Genomic DNA, 15,356 nt, shown 5'->3' on the forward strand with positions numbered 1-15,356 from the left:
CCGCCGGGTGGCGGGTCAGGCGTCCTCGCGGACCACGGCGGCTCCCCGCGCCGGCACGACCACCTCGCCGTCGACCTCCCGGCCGGTGAGCAGCTCGGTCCCGCGTGCCGGGACGCGCTGCTCCCGGCCGGTGTGGTCGAGGCAGAACAGGTAGGAGCGCGCGCCGTCGTCGGACACCCGGCGGACCACCTCCACGCCCGGCGGCACGGCGGCGACCGGCCCGACGCCGGCCTCCTCGAGCACCCGGCGCAGCAGCGCGTCCCAGGAGGCGTCGTCGAGCTGGGTGGCGACGTACCAGGCGACGCCCCCGCCGGGCAGCGGGCGACGGGTCACCGCGGGCTGGCCGGGCACCGGCCCGGCGAGCACCCGGGCGACGACCTCGACGTCGTCGCCGACCGTGCCCTCCTCGGACCAGACCGTCCCGCGCCAGCCGTGCTCGAGCTCGAGCACCTCACCGGGCAGCAGGGGCAGCACCTCGGTCATCCGCACCCCGAGCAGGTCGCGGAAGGCGCCCGGGTAGCCGCCGAGGCGGACGTGCTCGTGCTCGTCGACGACGCCCGACGAGCACGTGACGACGACGTGGGCTCCCGCGGCGCCCGCGGCGGCGATCGCCTCGGCGGTGGCGTCGGTGCACAGGTGCAGGGTCGGGACGACCACGACGCGGTGGGCGGCCAGCCGCTCGGCCAGGTCGTCGGCGGCCACGGGGACGACGTCGCTGGTGACCCCGGCCGCGCGCAGCACGCGGTGCACCGCGCGGCCGGCGTCGAGGTAGCGCAGCAGCTCGGTGGGCCGGGAGGGCGCGTCGTTCGCCCACCACGCCTGGTGGTCGAACACCTGCGCCACGTCGGCCTGCACCCGCGTCCCGCGGACCTCGTCGAGGCTGCGCAGCGCGCGGCCGAGCTCCGTGACCTCCCGCCAGGTGCGCGACTCGGTGCCGGCGTGCGGCAGCAGGCCCGAGTGGTGCTTCTCCGCGCCGGCCCGGCTGGCCCGCCACTGGAAGAAGCAGATGCCCTCGGCGCCGCGGGCGACGTGCACGAGGCTGTCGCGGACCGCCTCCCCGGGCCGCTTGGCGACGTTGACCGGCTGCCAGTTGACCGCGGAGGTCGAGTGCTCCATCAGCAGCCAGCGCCCGCCCCCGGCCAGGCCGCGGGTGAGGTCGGCGCAGAAGGACATCTCGGCGTGCGGGTCGGGCAGCCGGTGGTCGAGGTAGTGGTCGTTGGAGACCACGTCCTGGGTGGGCGCCCAGACGCCGTAGTCCATGGCCCACTGGTGGCTGGTGACCATGAAGTTGGTCGTGACCGGGACGTCCGGGGTGATCCGGCGCAGCACCTCGGCCTCGGCGAGGTACTGGTCGAGCAGCTCGTCGGAGGAGAAGCGCAGGTAGTCCAGCCGCTGCGTGGGGTTGCCGGTGGCCGTCGTCCGCCGCGGCACGCCGATCTCGGCCCAGTCGCCGTAGCGCTGGCTCCAGAACGCGGTGCCCCAGGCCTCGTTGAGCGCCGCCAGCCCGTCGGTGCCGGCGCCGTAGCGGCGCTGCAGCCACCTGCGGAACGCCTCGGCCGACACGTCGCAGTAGCAGTGCACGTTGTGGCAGCCGAGCTCGTTGTTGACGTGCCACATGGCCAGCGCCGGGTGCCCGGCGTAGTGCCGGGCCAGGTGCTCGACCAGCGCCAGCGAGCGCTCCCGGAACACCGGCGAGGACGGGCACCAGGTCTGCCGCCCGCCGATGGCGAAGCGGGTGCCGTCCTCGGCGACGGGCAGCACCTCCGGGTGCAGCCGCGCCAGCCACGGCGGCGCCGACGCCGTCGCGGTGGCCAGGTCGACCCGGATGCCGCCCTCGTGCAGCAGGTCCACGACCTCGTCGAGCCAGCCGGTCTCGAAGCGCCCCGGCTCGGGCTCGAGCAGGGCCCAGCTGAACACCCCGACGGTGACCAGGTCGACACCGGCCTCCCGCATGAGGGCGACGTCCTCGACCCACACCTCACGCGGCCACTGCTCGGGGTTGTAGTCCCCGCCGAAGGAGATGGAGTCGGTGGGCCAGCGGCTCACCGGTCCGACCCCGCCGACAGCCCTGCCCGCCAGTACCGCTGCAGGACCAGGAAGGTGATGATCAGCGGGACCACCGAGACCAGCGAGCCGACGACGGTGAGGATCTGCAGCTGCGGGTCGCGCGACACCTGGGACTGCCAGGAGAACAGGCCGAAGGTGATCGGCCAGAGGTCGTTGTTGCGCAGCATGATCAGCGGCAGCAGGAAGTTGTTCCAGATGACGACGAACTGGAACAGGAAGATCGTCACCAGCGCCGGGCTCATCAGCCGGGCGGCGATGGTGGCGAAGATCCGCCACTCGCTCGCACCGTCGAGCCGGGCGGCGTCGATCAGCTCGTCGGGGACTGATGCGGCCGCGAAGATGCGCGACAGGTACACCCCGAACGGGCTGACGATGCTCGGGAGGAACACCGCCCAGAAGGTGTTGGTGAGGTCCACCCGCGCGAACAGGAGGAACAGCGGCAGTGCGAGTGCGGTCGCCGGCACCAGCACCCCGCCGAGGACGATCGAGAACAGCAACTCCCGGCCGCGGAACTCGTACTTGGCCATGGCGTAGCCGGCCATCGCCGCCAGCAGCGTGCCCACCGCCGCGCCGAGCCCCGCGTACAGGAGGCTGTTGAGCGCCCAGCGCAGGAAGATGCCGTCCTCGCGGGCGAAGAGCGCCGCCAGGTTGGCCCCGAGGTTCCAGTCGGCGAACCAGAAGCCGTTGCTGTTGATCAGGTCCGGCTGGGACTTGGTCGAGTTGACGACCAGCCAGTAGACCGGCAGCAGGAAGTACACGGCCGCGGCGACCAGGACGAGCATCGCCGCGGTCACCGAGACCGGGGACTCGCGGGTGGCCCCCCGGCGCGCCAGCCGCGACCGCGGCGGGTTGGCGCTCTGCTCCCCGCCCTGGACGGGCGTCGCGGTGCTCACAGTCCCGACCGCCTCGAGGTCGCCCGCAGGAACGCGAAGGAGAGGATGAAGGTCGCGACGGCCAGGACCACCGACATGGCAGCGGCCAGCGGGTAGTTGTTCGCACTCGCCGTCGTGTAGGCGAGCAGGTTCGGCGTGTAGCTCGACGTCACGTTGGTCGAGATCGCCCGGAACACGACCGGCTCGGTGAACAGCTGCAGCGTGCCGATGATCGAGAACACCCCGGTGAGGACCAGCGCGGGCAGGACGAGCGGGATCTTGATCGACCACGCGGTGCGGATGCCGCCGGCGCCGTCGACCTTGGCGGCCTCGTAGACCGACTGCGGGATCGCTTGCATCGCCGCGAAGATGATCAGCATGTTGTACCCGGTGTAGGTCCAGGTCACGACGTTGGCGATCGACCACAGGATGGTGCCCGAGCCGAGGAAGTCGACCTCGAGCCCGACGTCCTCCAGCAGACCCACGATGGGGCTCAGCTGCGGGCTGTAGAGGAACGCCCACATCAGCGCCGCGATGACCCCGGGGATGCCGTAGGGCAGGAAGAAGGCGATCCGGAACGTGCGCTTGAGCCGGGCCACCGCCGAGTCCAGCAGCAGGGCGAGCAGCAGGGCGAACCCCAGCATGATCGGCACCTGCACGACGCCGAAGAGCAGGACACGCCCGACCCCCTCGAGGAAGGCCGGGTCGGTGACCACCCGGGAGTACTGCTCCAGGCCGGCGAAGGTGGTGGTCGTCTCGCCGAAGATCCCGCCGGTGCGCTCGGTCTTGGTCAGGCTCTGACCGATCGCGTAGCCGATGGGCAGCAGGTAGAAGAGGACGAACGGGACCAGGAACGGCAGGGTGAACCAGATCCAGGCCCGGGACCGGACCGCCGTCCTCCCCTGCCGCCGCGGTGCGGCGGCAGGGGAGGACGAGCTGGCCGGTGGAGCGACGACGGTCATGACCGGTGCGAGGTCAGTCCGCGACCTGGACGCCCTGGCTCTCCAGCGACTCCACCGACGCGGCCTGGGCGTCGGTCAGCGCGTCCGAGAGCGTGCCCTGGCCGTTGAGGGCGGCGGTGAAGCCGTCGCTCATGGCCGTGTAGGTGTCGGTCATGGTCGGGCCCCAGGTGAAGTCGGTGTCGACCTGACCCGAGGCCTCGGTGAAGATCGAGAAGATCTCCTGGCCGCCGTAGAAGTCGACGCCCTCCTGCAGGGCGGGCAGCTCCGAGCCGGCGTTGGCGGCCGGGAAGAGACCACCGAGCTCGTTGGCCATGGCCAGCGCCTCGGGGTCGGTGTTCAGCCACAGCGCGAAGCGCGCCGCCTCGGCGGGGTGCTCGGTGCCGGAGAGGACGGCCGTGGTCGACCCGCCCCAGTTGCCCGCGGCCTGGTCACCCTCGCTCCACTGCGGCATGGGGGCGACCCGCCACAGCCCGGCGGTGTTGGCCGCGTTGTCCCGGATGGTCGAGTAGCCCCAGGCCGCGGACGGCCAGCTGGCCACCTGGCCGGAGTTCCACGCGGCGTAGAGGTCGGGCGAGAAGCCCTGCAGGTTGGTGGCGACGAGGTCCTCGTCGATCATCCGCTGCCAGTAGTCCGCCACCTCCTGCGCCTCCGGGCTGTCGACGTTGACCTGCACCTGGTCGCCGTCGAGCTCGAAGAGGCTCGCGCCGCGCTGCCACAGCAGGCCGGTGAACCAGTTCGCGTCGCCCTGCGGGAAGTGGGTGATGTAGGCGCCGGTGGCCTGCTTGAGCTGCTGGGCGGCCTGGTAGTACTCCTCCCAGGTGGCCGGCGGCTCGGTGATGCCGGCCTGCTGGAAGAGGTCCTCGCGGTAGAAGAGCGCCATCGGGCCGGTGTCCTGCGGGATCGCGTAGACGCCCTCGTCACCCAGCTGCACCTGCGACCACGTCCAGTCGACGAAGTCGCCGGAGGCGTCCTCGACGCCCTCGCAGGCGCTGATGTCCTGCAGCCCGTCCTGGAGCCGGAAGCTCGACAGGGAGTCGTACTCGATCTGGCTGACGTCCGGCGCCGTCCCGGCCTCCAGGCCGTTGAACAGGTTGCTGTAGGTGCCGGCGTTGCCAGCCGGGGTGGTCTCCACCTCGACCTGGACGTCGGGGTTCTCCTCGTTCCACATGGCCACGACCTCGTCCATGCCGGGCACCCACGTCACGAAGTTGAGCGTGACCTCGCCGTCGGACGCGGCACAGTCGGTGGAGCCACCGCCTCCGCCGCCGCCCGCGGCCGTGTCGTCGTCCCCGCCGCCGCAGGCTGCCAGGGCGAGCATGGGGAGGGTCATGGCGGCCACCATCAGGCGGCGCTGGTGCTTCACAGAGAACTCCTCGTCATTGGGGGGTCCGGCAGAGGGTGACTGCTGCGCCGAGGCGGAGTCAAGGAGCCGGGCCGTGGCGCGCGACACCCCACTCCTCGGCGCTGCCGACGACGGCGAGATCCCCCTCGAGGTCGGTCCGGTGCACCCTCGTTCCGGCCCTGACCAGGGCCGATAGGAGATCCGGCGCCGGGTGGCCGTAGGTGTTGTCCTCCCCCACCGAGACGATCGCGACCCGGGCGCCGACCGCGGCCAGGAACGCCGGGTCGGCGTCGGCGCTGCCGTGGTGGGGCACCTTGAGGACGTCGGCGGTGAGGTCCACCCCGCGGTCGAGCAGCCGCGCCTCGGCGGAGGCGCCGAGGTCCCCGGTGAGCAGCACCCGCAGGCCCCGGTGGGTGACCCGGACGACCAGGGACAGGTCGTTGGGCTCGGCGGCCGCCGTGGCGATCTCGGGAGGCGGCGCCAGGACCTCCAGCCGTGCACCTCCGACCGTCCGCACGTCGCCCGGCTCGAGCACCTCCCGGCGCGCCCCGGCGCGGGCGGCCTGCGCGTCCAGCGCGGCCCCGCGGTCGTCGGCCGGGGACAGCGTCCCGGTGGCGATCGTCCCGACCTCCCGCCCGGCCAGTGCGCCGGCCAGGCCGCCGGCGTGGTCGGCGTCGAGGTGGGAGAGCAGCACGAGCGGGAGGGTGTCGACCCCCAGCCGGTGCAGGCACGCGTCGACCGGGCCGACCTCCGGCCCGGCGTCGACGAGCACGGCCTCCCCGGGGCCGGTGGGCACGACGAGGGCGTCCCCCTGGCCGACGTCGCAGGCGACCAGCACGGCACCGGACGGCGGCCAGCCGCCGGCCACCTGGCGCAGCGGCCAGCCCAGGAGGACCAGCCCGAGGAGGACGGCGAAGGCCAGGGCGCGCAGCCGCCGGGAGCGCCACAGCACCAGCCCGGCCGCCACGAACAGCGCGGTGAGCAGCAGCGCGCCCCGCGTGCCGGCCGGCCACCCGGTGGCCGCGTCGGGGAGGCCGGCGGCCGTCCGGGCGACGGCCACCAGCCACCGCACCGGCCAGCCGGCCACCCAGACGAGGGCGTCGCCGGCCGGCGGCGCGACCGTGCCGACGAGCGCGGCGAGCAACCCGAGCACCGTCGCGGGCGCCACGGCCGGGGCCGCGAGCAGGTTGGCCGGCAACGACACGGGACTGACCAGGCCCGACAGCCCGGCGACCAGCGGCGCGGTGGCCAGGCCGGCGGCCGCGGCGACCGCCACCGCGTCGGCGAGCACGACGGGCCACCGGCGCCGCTGCAGCGCGCGGGACCACCCGGGCGAGAGCAGCACGATCGCCGCCGTCGCGGTCACCGACAGGGCGAAGCCGGCGTCCCACGCAAGCCGCGGGTCGAGCAGCAGCAGGACCGTCACCGCGGCCGCGAGTGCGGGCACCGCCACCCGGGAGCGGCCGGAGGCCAGCGCCAGCAGGCCGACGCCGCCCATGGCGGCCGCCCGGACGACGCTGGCGGTCGGCCGGGCCAACACCACGAACCCGGCGAGCGCGACGAGGGCGACCAGCGCCTGCGCGCGGCGGTCGACGGCCCGGCGGCGCAGCGGTGCGAGCACCCCGGCGAGGACGATCGCCACGTTGGCGCCGGACACCGCGGTGAGGTGGGACAGCCCGGCGCGACGGAAGTCCTCGGTGAGCACCGGGTCCATGGCGCGGGTGTCCCCGACGACCAGGCCGGGCAGCAGGCCGGCCGCGGAGGGGTCCAGGACGCGGGCCGCCGAGCCGGCCAGCCCGTCGCGCACCCCGCCGGCCAGGCGCTGGACCCACGGCGGCTCGCCGACCGGGTGCGGGGGTCCACGCGCCGAGAGCCGGGCGACGATCCCCTCGGAGGCGGGCGCCGCGCGCACGGCGACCCGCGCCCGCACCCGCTGACCGGGCAGCAGGTCGGCCCAGCCGTCCACGGGCGCGAAGACCACGACGGGCGCGGTCAGGTCGACCGTCGAGCGGCCGTCGTCGAACGCGGTGACCGTGGCGTCGAGGGCCAGGCGCGGCGCGGCCGCGCTCCCCACCCGCCGGGGGTCCCCGTCCACCTCGAGGACCACGGTCACCGTGCGGTCCGCGCCGACCCCGGCCAGCGGGGAGGCGGCGTGGGCGGCCCCCCGCACGGCCGCGATCCCGGACGCGGTCGCCACCGCGCCGAGCACGGCGAGGACGACGAGCGCCCCGGCCCGGTCCCGCCTGCGGGCCACGACGGCGGCGCCGGCCACCGCCCCGGCCGCGACGGCGGCCGATGCGACCGGGGGGACGTGGACCGCGCCGAGTGTGACGGTCCAGACGGCGACGGCGACGGGGACCAGCCGCAGGTCGAGCCACGTCCGGCGGACCGGTGGCGGGACCGTCACACCCGCACCAGGTCGGCCAGCTCGGCGTAGATGGTCGGACCGATGCCGGGGACGTCGTCGAGCTGCTCGACGCTGGTGAAGCGGCCGTTCCGGTCCCGGTGGTCGACGATCCGCTCGGCCAGGACCGGGCCGATGCCCGGGAGGGCGTCGAGGTCGGCGGCCGTGGCGGTGTTGAGGTCCAGCGGCCCGCCCGGGGGTCCGGTACCGGCCGGCGCGGCCGCCGGTGCGGCGCCGGGCACGCCGACGGCGATCTGCTGGCCGTCGGTCACGACCGCGGCCAGGTTGACCGACGCGGGGTCGGCCTCGGGCAGCAGCCCGCCGGCCGCGGCGACCGCGTCAGCCACCCGCGCGCCCTCGGGCAGGGTCACCAGGCCGGGCCGCACCACCAGGCCGACGACGGAGACGACGACGGTCGCCTGCGTCCCGGCGGGCTCCCCCACCGCGGGCGCGTCCGGTGCCGCCGGGGCGGGGTTCACGGCCGGCGGCGCGGGCTGCACGCTGGGCCGGTCGAGCCAGGTCCAGCCTGCCACCACCAGGGCGGCGAGGAGGCCGGCCGCCCACAGCGCCCAGGTGCCGCGCCGGCCCGGGTCGACGCGCACCGCCCGCGCCGCCGCCCGGCGCCGTCCCGGGTCGTGCGTCCCCTCGTCCGCGGCCTCGTCGGGCCCGTCGTCGGCGTGGTCGTCAGGCGCGTGGTCGTCAGGCGCGTGGTCGTCAGGCGTGTGGTCGTCGGTGTCGTCGCGGGGGTCGTCGTCAGGCAGCCAGCCGGACCGTCGGCCCTCGTCGAGGAGCACCCGGAGCCGGGCGCGGATGACGTCGGCGTCGTCGCGGCGGGAGGTCAGGCGCACCCGGCGGACGCTAGGGACGACGTCGGCCGCCGCGGACCGTCCGGCGGGCGCCTGTGGACGGCTCCCCCGCCTGTGGACGGGCCGGAGCCGGATCCGGGCACGCGGGTGCACGCTGCGCCGGTGCCCCACCTCCTCCGGTCAGTCCCCGCGCCGCTCCGCGCCGGTGCCGGGCTCCTCGCCCTGATCGGGTTCCTGCTCCGCCGGTGCCACCACGACGCCGACCGCGCCGGGTCCGACGTGCGCGCCGATGACCGCGCCCAGTTCGCTGACGTGCAGCTCCCGGATGCCGGGGATCGCCTCGCGCAACTGGGCGGCCAGCTTCTCCGCGCGGTCGGCGGCGGCCAGGTGGTGCACCGCCACGGAGGCGCCCGGCCCGCCCGCGGCCTCCGCCGCCCGCTGCACCAGGCGGGTGATGGCACGGGCGGTGGTCCGCACCCGCTCGAGGGGCACCACCCGCCCGTCGGCCACGTGCAGCACCGGCTTGATCGACAACGCGGTGCCCAGCAGCGAGGCGGCGGAGCCGATGCGGCCACCGCGGCGCAGGTGTTCGAGGGTGTCGACGACGAACAGCGTGCGGGTGCGCGCCGCGGTGCCGTTGGCCGCGGCGGCGACCGTGGCGGCGTCCGCGCCCTCCGCGGCGGCGCGCGCGGCGGCCAGGACCGCGAAGCCGGTGCCCATCGCCGTCGACCGGGTGTCGACGACGGTGACCACGTGCTCCCCGACCTGGGCGGCGGCCAGCCGGGCGGCGTCCCAGGTGCCGGAGAGGTCGGCCGACAGGTGGACGGAGACGACCCGGTCGGCGCCGGCGGCCAGTCGACGGCGGTAGGCGGCGACGAAGTCACCGGGCGTGGGCCGCGAGGTCGACACCCGCTGCCCGCGGACACTGAGCGCCCGGGCGACGTCCCCGGGGGTGATCTCCTCGCCCTCGCGTCCCGACCGGCCGGCCAGCACCACGTAGCAGGGCACCACCTCGATGCCGTACCGGGCGACGACCTCGGGAGGCAGGTAGGCCGTGGAGTCGGTGACCACGGCGACGGGCATCCGGCGAGGTTAGTCCGCGGCCGGCCGGACGACCGCCGGGGTGCCGACCGGCCGAGGCGCCGGCCTCAGGTCAGCGCGTCGGCGTCCTGGGCCGGCGGGGCACCCTCCGGGGTGGCACCGGCGTCGAGCCCGGAGCGTCCGGCCCGCCCGTCCCCTTCCGCCCCGGGGACGACGGCGACGGAGCAGTTGTGCCGCAGCAGCCGCCACCGCTCCCCCTGCCGGGCGATCTCGCTCCAGCCGCAGTTGGCCAGCGGCCCGAACACCCGCCGGTGCTGCGGGCCGAGCCCGAGCAGGGCCTCGATCAGCCGTCCGGCGGTGCCGCCGTGGGTGACGACGACGGCGGCGTCCACCGCCGGCAGGTCGGCCAGCGCGGCCAGCGCGCGGGCCACCACGGCCGCGTTCTCCTCACCGCCGCGGCCCTGGACCGGCCTGCCGGCGAGCCAGTCGGCGTACTGGCCCGGGAACCGCTCGGCCACCTCCTCGCGGGTCAGCCCCTCCCAGCAGCCCAGCCCGTGCTCGCGGAGGCGCTCGTCGAGGTGCAGCGGGACGCCGAGCAGGGCGGTCAGCACCGCGGCCGTGTCGGCGGCGCGGACGAGGTCGCTCGAGACGACGGCGGTCGACCCACGACCCAGCCCACCCGCGACCAGGTGGGGTGCGGTGCGCACCGCCTGCGCCCGACCCTCGCCGTCCAGCGGCGGGTCCAACTGGCCCTGGAACCGGCCGGTGGCGTTCCACTCGGTCCGCCCGTGCCGCCAGACGACCAGCCGCGGCACCGGGATGTCGGGCAGGACGGCGGCCGTCACCGGCCCGTCGCGTCCCCGGGCTCCCCCGCCGTCCCGTCGAGCAGGGGGTCCCCCTCGAGCAGGTCGTCGTCGAGCAGGTCCTCGTCGGTGGTCCCGCCGGTCGCGTCCGCCGCCGGCTCGTCCGGGTCGGACGCCAGCAGCGCCGGGCCGGAGCCGGCCGGGTCCACGTCGTCCGCGGACAGGGTCCCGGCGGAGGCGCCGTCGCCGGCCGGGGCCGCGCGGTCGACGAACGGGATGGTCGGGCAGTCCTTCCACAGCCGCTCGAGGGCGTAGTAGGCGCGTTCCTCGGCGTGCTGGACGTGCACGACGACGTCGACGAAGTCGAGCAGCACCCAGCGGGCCTCGGCGACGCCCTCGCGCCGCACCGGCTTGATGCCCCGCCCGCGCAGCCGCTCCTCGACCTCGTCGACGATCGACTGCACCTGGCGCTCGTTGGGCGCGGAGGCCAGCACGAACGCGTCGGTGATCGCCAGCCGGTCGCTGACGTCGACGATCGACACGTCGGTCGCGAGCTTGTCGGCCGCGGCCTGGGCCGCGAGCAGTGCGGTCTCCCGCGCCTCGGCCGAGGCGGTCATCGGGGTACCTCCTGGAGGGGGGTCGGGGGTGGGGCGGACGGACCGGCGTCCGGCCGGTCGGCGCGCGGGGCGCCCGGCCGCCGCGGGCCGGCGTCCGAGCGGTAGAGGCGGCGCTTCTCGATGTACTGGACCACCCCGTCGGGCACGAGGTACCAGACCGGCATGCCGCGGGCCACGCGCTCGCGGCAGTCGGTGGAGCTGATCGCCAGCGCGGGGACCTCCACGAGGCTGACCGCGCCCTCGGGCAGGTGCGCGTCGGCCAGGGTGAACCCGGGGCGGGTGACCCCGACGAAGTGCGCCAGGCGCAGGAACCGCTCGCTGTCGCGCCAGGTGAGGATCTGCGCGAGGGCGTCGGCGCCGGTGATGAAGAACAGCTCCGCGTCGGGCCGCTCCCGGTGCAGGTCGGTGAGCGTGTCGATGGTGTAGGTCGGGCCCTCGCGGTCGACGTCGACGCGGCTGACGGTGAAGCGCGGGTTGGAGGCGGTGGCGATGACGGTCATGAGGTAGCGGTCCTCGGCGGGACTGACCACCCGGTCGGTCTTCTGCCAGGGTTGACCGGTGGGCACGAAGACGACCTCGTCGAGCCCGAACAGGCCGGCCACCTCGCTCGCCGCCACCAGGTGGCCGTTGTGGACGGGGTCGAACGTCCCGCCCATCACGCCGATCCGGGTGCCGGTCACCGATCGAGCCTAGCCGGGCGGGACTGCCCGGGCCGGGCCGGACCGGTCACCCCGGCGGTCGGGCCCGGCCGTCGCGGGGACACCCGGTCCCGGCCGGCCACCTCACCCGGCCGGGCTCAGAGGGTGGTGACGAAGTCGGCCAGCTGGGTGGCGTTCCGGCACTCCACCATGTCGACGACCTCGCCGTAGCGGTCGGCCGCCGAGTCGCCGCTGCCCCACAGCCGCCGCGGCTCGGGGTTGAGCCAGTGCGCCGAGCGGGCGCGGCGCACCAGGTCGGCCAGCACCGGCAGCCCCGGCTGGCGGTAGTTGGTCCGCCCGTCCCCGAGCACCAGCAGGGAGGTCTTCGGCCCGACGGCGGTCGGCCAGCGGTCGGCGAACACCTCGAGGGCGTTGCCGTAGTCGCTGTGCCCGTCGAAGGCCACGACGTCGGCCTCGCGCCCGATCCGCGCGATCGCGCCGGCGACGTCGGCGCCCGGGCGGAAGAACCGGGTCACCTCGTCGGTGGAGTCGACGAACGCGAACGCCCGCACGCCGGAGAAGTGCTCGCGCAGCGCCTGGGTGAGCATCAGCGTGAAGTGGCTGAACCCGGCCACCGAGCCGCTGACGTCGCAGAGCACCACCAGCTCGGGCTTGTGCACCACGCGCGGCCGGTGGTGGGTCACCACCGGCACCCCACCGGTGCCCAGCGAGGCGCGCACCGTCCGGCGGAAGTCCAGCCGGCCCTCGCGGCCCATCCGCCGCCGCGCCGACAGCCGCGCCGCCAGCCGCCTCGCCAGCGGGGCCACCGCGCGGCGCAGCTCGGCGAGGTCGGACTGCTGCGCCCGCAGGAAGTCGACCTGCTCGGCCAGCGGCCGCACCGCGCTCCGCGCCACCCGCTCGCGGCCACGCTCGGCGGCGCTGCGCCGGCGGACCTCGGCCTCCACCGCGGCCCGGAAGGCGGCCAGCCGCTCCCGCACGGTCTGCCGGGCCACCTGCTCGGCCAGCCCGCCCCCGCCGCCCTCGCCGGGACCGCCGCCGAGCAGCCCGGTCAGCAGCTGGGCGACCAGCGTGTCCGGCGACAGCGCCCGCATCACCCGGTAGCCGAAGTAGGACTGCCCCGACGGCGAGGCCGGCGCCCGGCCGAGCTGCTCGACCGCCTGCCGGGCGAAGCGGCGCAGCGCCTCGTCGTCGCCCTCCAACAGCAGCCGGGCGAGCTCCTCGCGCATCCGGTCGGCCAGGTCCCGCGGGTCGCCGTCGCCGTGCCCGTCGGGCAGGTCCAGCGTCAGGCCGTCGTCCCCGGGCTCGTCGTCGGAGGACGGGTCGGCGGAGGAGGAGTCGGCGGGACGGTCCGACAGCGGCCACCACAGGTCGAACAGCACGTCGTAGGCCGGCCGCTGCGACGCCCGCTGCAGCAGCACCGCCGCCAGCCCGTGCCGCAACTGCTCGCGCTCGAGCAGGTCGACCACCGTGAGGATCTCCGCGGCGTCGACGGCCTGGCTGATCCCCACCGGGATGCCGGCCTCGCGGACCGCGCGCACGAAGCCGTCCAGGTGACCGGCCAGGCCTCCCGGGGCGGCCGACGGCGCGGACATCAGTTGAGCCGCAGCTCGGCGGCGGCGCGGTCCTGGTCGCTGGCGTGCTTGAGCACCACGCCCAGCGTCGAGCGGACCGCGGTCTCGTCGAGGGTGTCCAGGCCGAGCTCGAGCAGGGTCTGGGCCCAGTCGAGGGTCTCGGAGATCGACGGCGACTTCTTCAGCTCCATCGCCCGCAGCGCGCGGATGGTGCGCACCAGCTGCTCGGCCAGCCCCGGTGCCAGGTCGGGCACCCGCGAGAGCACGATCTCCCGCTCCCGCTCGGCCGACGGGTAGTCCAGCGAGAGGTACAGGCAGCGCCGCTTGAGCGCCTCGGACAGCTCGCGGGTGGCGTTGGAGGTCAGCACGACCGTGGGCCGGCGGGTCGCGGTCACCGTGCCGAGCTCGGGGATGGTCACCTGGAAGTCGCTGAGCACCTCCAGCAACAGGCCCTCGACCTCGACGTCGGCCTTGTCGGTCTCGTCGATGAGCAGGACCGTCGGGTCGCTGCGCCGGATCGCGGTCAGCAGCGGCCGGGAGAGCAGGAACTCCTCGCCGAAGATGTCGTCGTGCACGGTGTCCCAGTCGGCGCCGTCCCCGCCCTGTGCGGCCTGGATGCGCAGCAGCTGCTTCTTGTAGTTCCACTCGTAGAGCGCCCGCGCCTCGTCGAGGCCCTCGTAGCACTGCAGCCGGATCAGCTCCGCGCCCGTCGCCGTCGCCAGGGCCTTGGCCAGCTCGGTCTTGCCGGTGCCCGCGGGCCCCTCGACCAGCAGCGGCTTGCCGAGGCGGTCGGCGAGGAAGACCGTCGTCGCGATCCGCTCGTCGGGCAGGTAGCCGGCGGTGGACAGCCGCTTGCCGACGTCGGCGACGGAGGAGAACTGCGGCGACTGCGTCGGCGGGCGGGGCATGCGGCTCCTCGGGGGGTGGCCCGGGCGGCCCGGGCGCGGGCGGGTCAGCGGGTGTGGCCGTTCCCGGTGACGACGTAGGTGGTGCTGGTCAGCTCGGGCAGCCCCAGCGGCCCGCGCGCGTGCAGCTTCTGGGTGGAGATGCCGATCTCGGCGCCGAAGCCGAACTCGCCGCCGTCGGTGAACCGGGTGGAGGCGTTGACCAGGACGGCGGCCGCGTCGACCCCGGCGGTGAACGCCGCGATCGCGGTCGCGGAGTCGGCCACGATCGCCTCGCTGTGCCCGCTCCCCCACCGCGCGATGTGATCGAGCGCCGCGGGCAGATGGTCGACGACGCGCACCGCCATGTCCATCGACAGGTACTCGGTGGCCCAGTCCTCGTCGGTGGCCGGGACGACGGCGTCGTGCGCGGCGCGGGCGGCGTCGTCGCCGTGCAGGGTCACGCCGGCGTCGGCGAGCGCGGACAGCAGCCGCGGCAGGAACGGCACGTCGCGGTGCACGAGCAGCGTCTCCGCGGCGTTGCAGACGCTCACCCGGTGGGTCTTGGAGTTGAGCACGACCGCCTCGGCGACGGCGGCGTCGGCGGAGGCGTCGACGTAGACGTGGCAGTTGCCGACGCCGGTCTCGATCACCGGCACCTGCGCCTCGCGGACCACCCGCTGGATGAGCGAGGTCCCGCCGCGCGGGATGACCAGGTCGACGTGCCCGCGCGCGGACAGCAGCTCGCCCACCGAGGCGCGGTCGGCCGGGAGCAGCTCGACGGCGCCCTCCGGGAGACCGGCCTTCTGCCCCGCCTCGGCCAGCACCGCGACCAGCGCGGTGTTGGTGCGGTACGCCGACGCCGAGCCGCGCAGCAGCGCCGCGTTGCCGCTCTTGAGGCACAGGCCCGCCGCGTCGACGGTCACGTTGGGCCGCGCCTCGTAGACGATCCCGACCACGCCGAAGGGCACCCGCACCTGCCGCAGCTCCAGCCCGTTGGGCAGCCGCGAGCCGCGGACGACGTCGCCGACGGGGTCGGGCAGGGCGACCAGCTCGCGCAGCGCCCCGGCGACCCCGGCCACCCGCCCGGCGTCCAGCCGCAGCCGGTCGAGCACCGACGCCGGGGTCCCGTCGGCCGCCGCGGCCTCGACGTCGAGTGCGTTGGCCGCCAGCACCTCGTCGGTGCGCTCGACCAGCGCGTCGGCCATCGCCGACAGGGCGGCGTCCTTCACGTCGGTCGGCAGCGTGCGCAACACGCGGGCGGCGGCGCGGGCGCGCAGGACGGCGGCCCCGATCAGCGGCAGCTCGACGGCGTCGGACACGCCCCG

General features: G+C 75.6%; 13 protein-coding genes. All 13 read right to left on the reverse strand.

Annotated elements, in window-relative coordinates; translation table 11 throughout:
• Positions 1 to 15: 15 nt before the first annotated feature.
• The 13 genes from ACI78U_RS12175 to ACI78U_RS12235 all read right to left on the reverse strand — a co-directional run bounded on the left by ACI78U_RS12175 (position 16) and on the right by ACI78U_RS12235 (position 15,350).
• Positions 16 to 2,046: a beta-galactosidase gene (locus ACI78U_RS12175; protein ID WP_456875577.1), complete on the reverse strand. Its 2,031-nt coding sequence runs from the start codon at positions 2,044 to 2,046 to the stop codon at positions 16 to 18.
• On the reverse strand, positions 2,043 to 2,960 hold the full coding sequence (locus ACI78U_RS12180) for a carbohydrate ABC transporter permease (RefSeq protein WP_456875578.1): 918 nt from the start codon (positions 2,958 to 2,960) through the stop codon (positions 2,043 to 2,045). The genes ACI78U_RS12175 and ACI78U_RS12180 overlap by 4 nt, the downstream gene beginning before the upstream one ends.
• A complete protein-coding gene (locus ACI78U_RS12185; protein ID WP_456875579.1) occupies positions 2,957 to 3,901 on the reverse strand; it encodes a carbohydrate ABC transporter permease in 945 nt (314 codons plus the stop codon). Before ACI78U_RS12185 ends, ACI78U_RS12180 begins: the two co-directional genes overlap by 4 nt.
• 13 nt (positions 3,902 to 3,914) lie before the next feature.
• Complete coding sequence (locus ACI78U_RS12190) at positions 3,915 to 5,264, reverse strand: ABC transporter substrate-binding protein (RefSeq protein WP_456875580.1); 1,350 nt, start codon at positions 5,262 to 5,264, stop codon at positions 3,915 to 3,917.
• A gap of 58 nt (positions 5,265 to 5,322) precedes the next feature.
• Positions 5,323 to 7,650, reverse strand: a complete 2,328-nt coding sequence (locus ACI78U_RS12195) for a ComEC/Rec2 family competence protein (RefSeq protein ID WP_456875581.1) — start codon at positions 7,648 to 7,650, stop codon at positions 5,323 to 5,325.
• Positions 7,647 to 8,495: a ComEA family DNA-binding protein gene (locus ACI78U_RS12200; RefSeq protein WP_456875582.1), complete on the reverse strand. Its 849-nt coding sequence runs from the start codon at positions 8,493 to 8,495 to the stop codon at positions 7,647 to 7,649. The genes ACI78U_RS12195 and ACI78U_RS12200 overlap by 4 nt, the downstream gene beginning before the upstream one ends.
• 138 nt (positions 8,496 to 8,633) lie before the next feature.
• Complete coding sequence (locus ACI78U_RS12205) at positions 8,634 to 9,536, reverse strand: DegV family protein (protein ID WP_456875583.1); 903 nt, start codon at positions 9,534 to 9,536, stop codon at positions 8,634 to 8,636.
• 65 nt (positions 9,537 to 9,601) lie between these two features.
• Positions 9,602 to 10,339, reverse strand: coding sequence for a histidine phosphatase family protein (locus ACI78U_RS12210; protein WP_456875584.1), 738 nt, complete (start codon positions 10,337 to 10,339; stop codon positions 9,602 to 9,604).
• Complete coding sequence (gene rsfS, locus ACI78U_RS12215) at positions 10,336 to 10,914, reverse strand: ribosome silencing factor (RefSeq protein WP_456875585.1); 579 nt, start codon at positions 10,912 to 10,914, stop codon at positions 10,336 to 10,338. The genes ACI78U_RS12210 and rsfS overlap by 4 nt, the downstream gene beginning before the upstream one ends.
• Positions 10,911 to 11,594 carry a nicotinate-nucleotide adenylyltransferase gene (gene nadD, locus ACI78U_RS12220; protein WP_456875586.1) on the reverse strand — a complete coding sequence of 228 codons (684 nt, stop codon included), beginning with the start codon at positions 11,592 to 11,594 and terminating at the stop codon, positions 10,911 to 10,913. Before nadD ends, rsfS begins: the two co-directional genes overlap by 4 nt.
• A gap of 116 nt (positions 11,595 to 11,710) precedes the next feature.
• On the reverse strand, positions 11,711 to 13,165 hold the full coding sequence (locus ACI78U_RS12225; RefSeq protein ID WP_456875587.1) for a vWA domain-containing protein: 1,455 nt from the start codon (positions 13,163 to 13,165) through the stop codon (positions 11,711 to 11,713).
• Positions 13,165 to 14,052 (reverse strand): AAA family ATPase, encoded by an 888-nt coding sequence (locus tag ACI78U_RS12230; RefSeq protein WP_456875588.1) that lies wholly within the window; start codon positions 14,050 to 14,052, stop codon positions 13,165 to 13,167. The genes ACI78U_RS12225 and ACI78U_RS12230 overlap by 1 nt, the downstream gene beginning before the upstream one ends.
• A 44-nt stretch (positions 14,053 to 14,096) precedes the next feature.
• Positions 14,097 to 15,350: a glutamate-5-semialdehyde dehydrogenase gene (locus tag ACI78U_RS12235; RefSeq protein ID WP_456875589.1), complete on the reverse strand. Its 1,254-nt coding sequence runs from the start codon at positions 15,348 to 15,350 to the stop codon at positions 14,097 to 14,099.
• Positions 15,351 to 15,356 lie beyond the last annotated feature (6 nt).

The sequence above is a fragment of the Geodermatophilus sp. SYSU D00710 genome (assembly GCF_054050195.1).

Bases quoted from the DNA above. Each gene is read 5' to 3' on its own strand.
- ACI78U_RS12185 (WP_456875579.1), bottom strand. From the start codon at position 3,901: ATGACCGTCGTCGCTCCACCGGCCAGCTCGTCCTCCCCTGCCGCCGCA.
- rsfS (WP_456875585.1), bottom strand. From the start codon at position 10,914: ATGACCGCCTCGGCCGAGGCGCGGGAGACCGCACTGCTCGCGGCCCAG.
- ACI78U_RS12230 (WP_456875588.1), bottom strand. From the start codon at position 14,052: ATGCCCCGCCCGCCGACGCAGTCGCCGCAGTTCTCCTCCGTCGCCGAC.
- ACI78U_RS12225 (WP_456875587.1), bottom strand. From the start codon at position 13,165: ATGTCCGCGCCGTCGGCCGCCCCGGGAGGCCTGGCCGGTCACCTGGAC.
- ACI78U_RS12205 (WP_456875583.1), bottom strand. From the start codon at position 9,536: ATGCCCGTCGCCGTGGTCACCGACTCCACGGCCTACCTGCCTCCCGAG.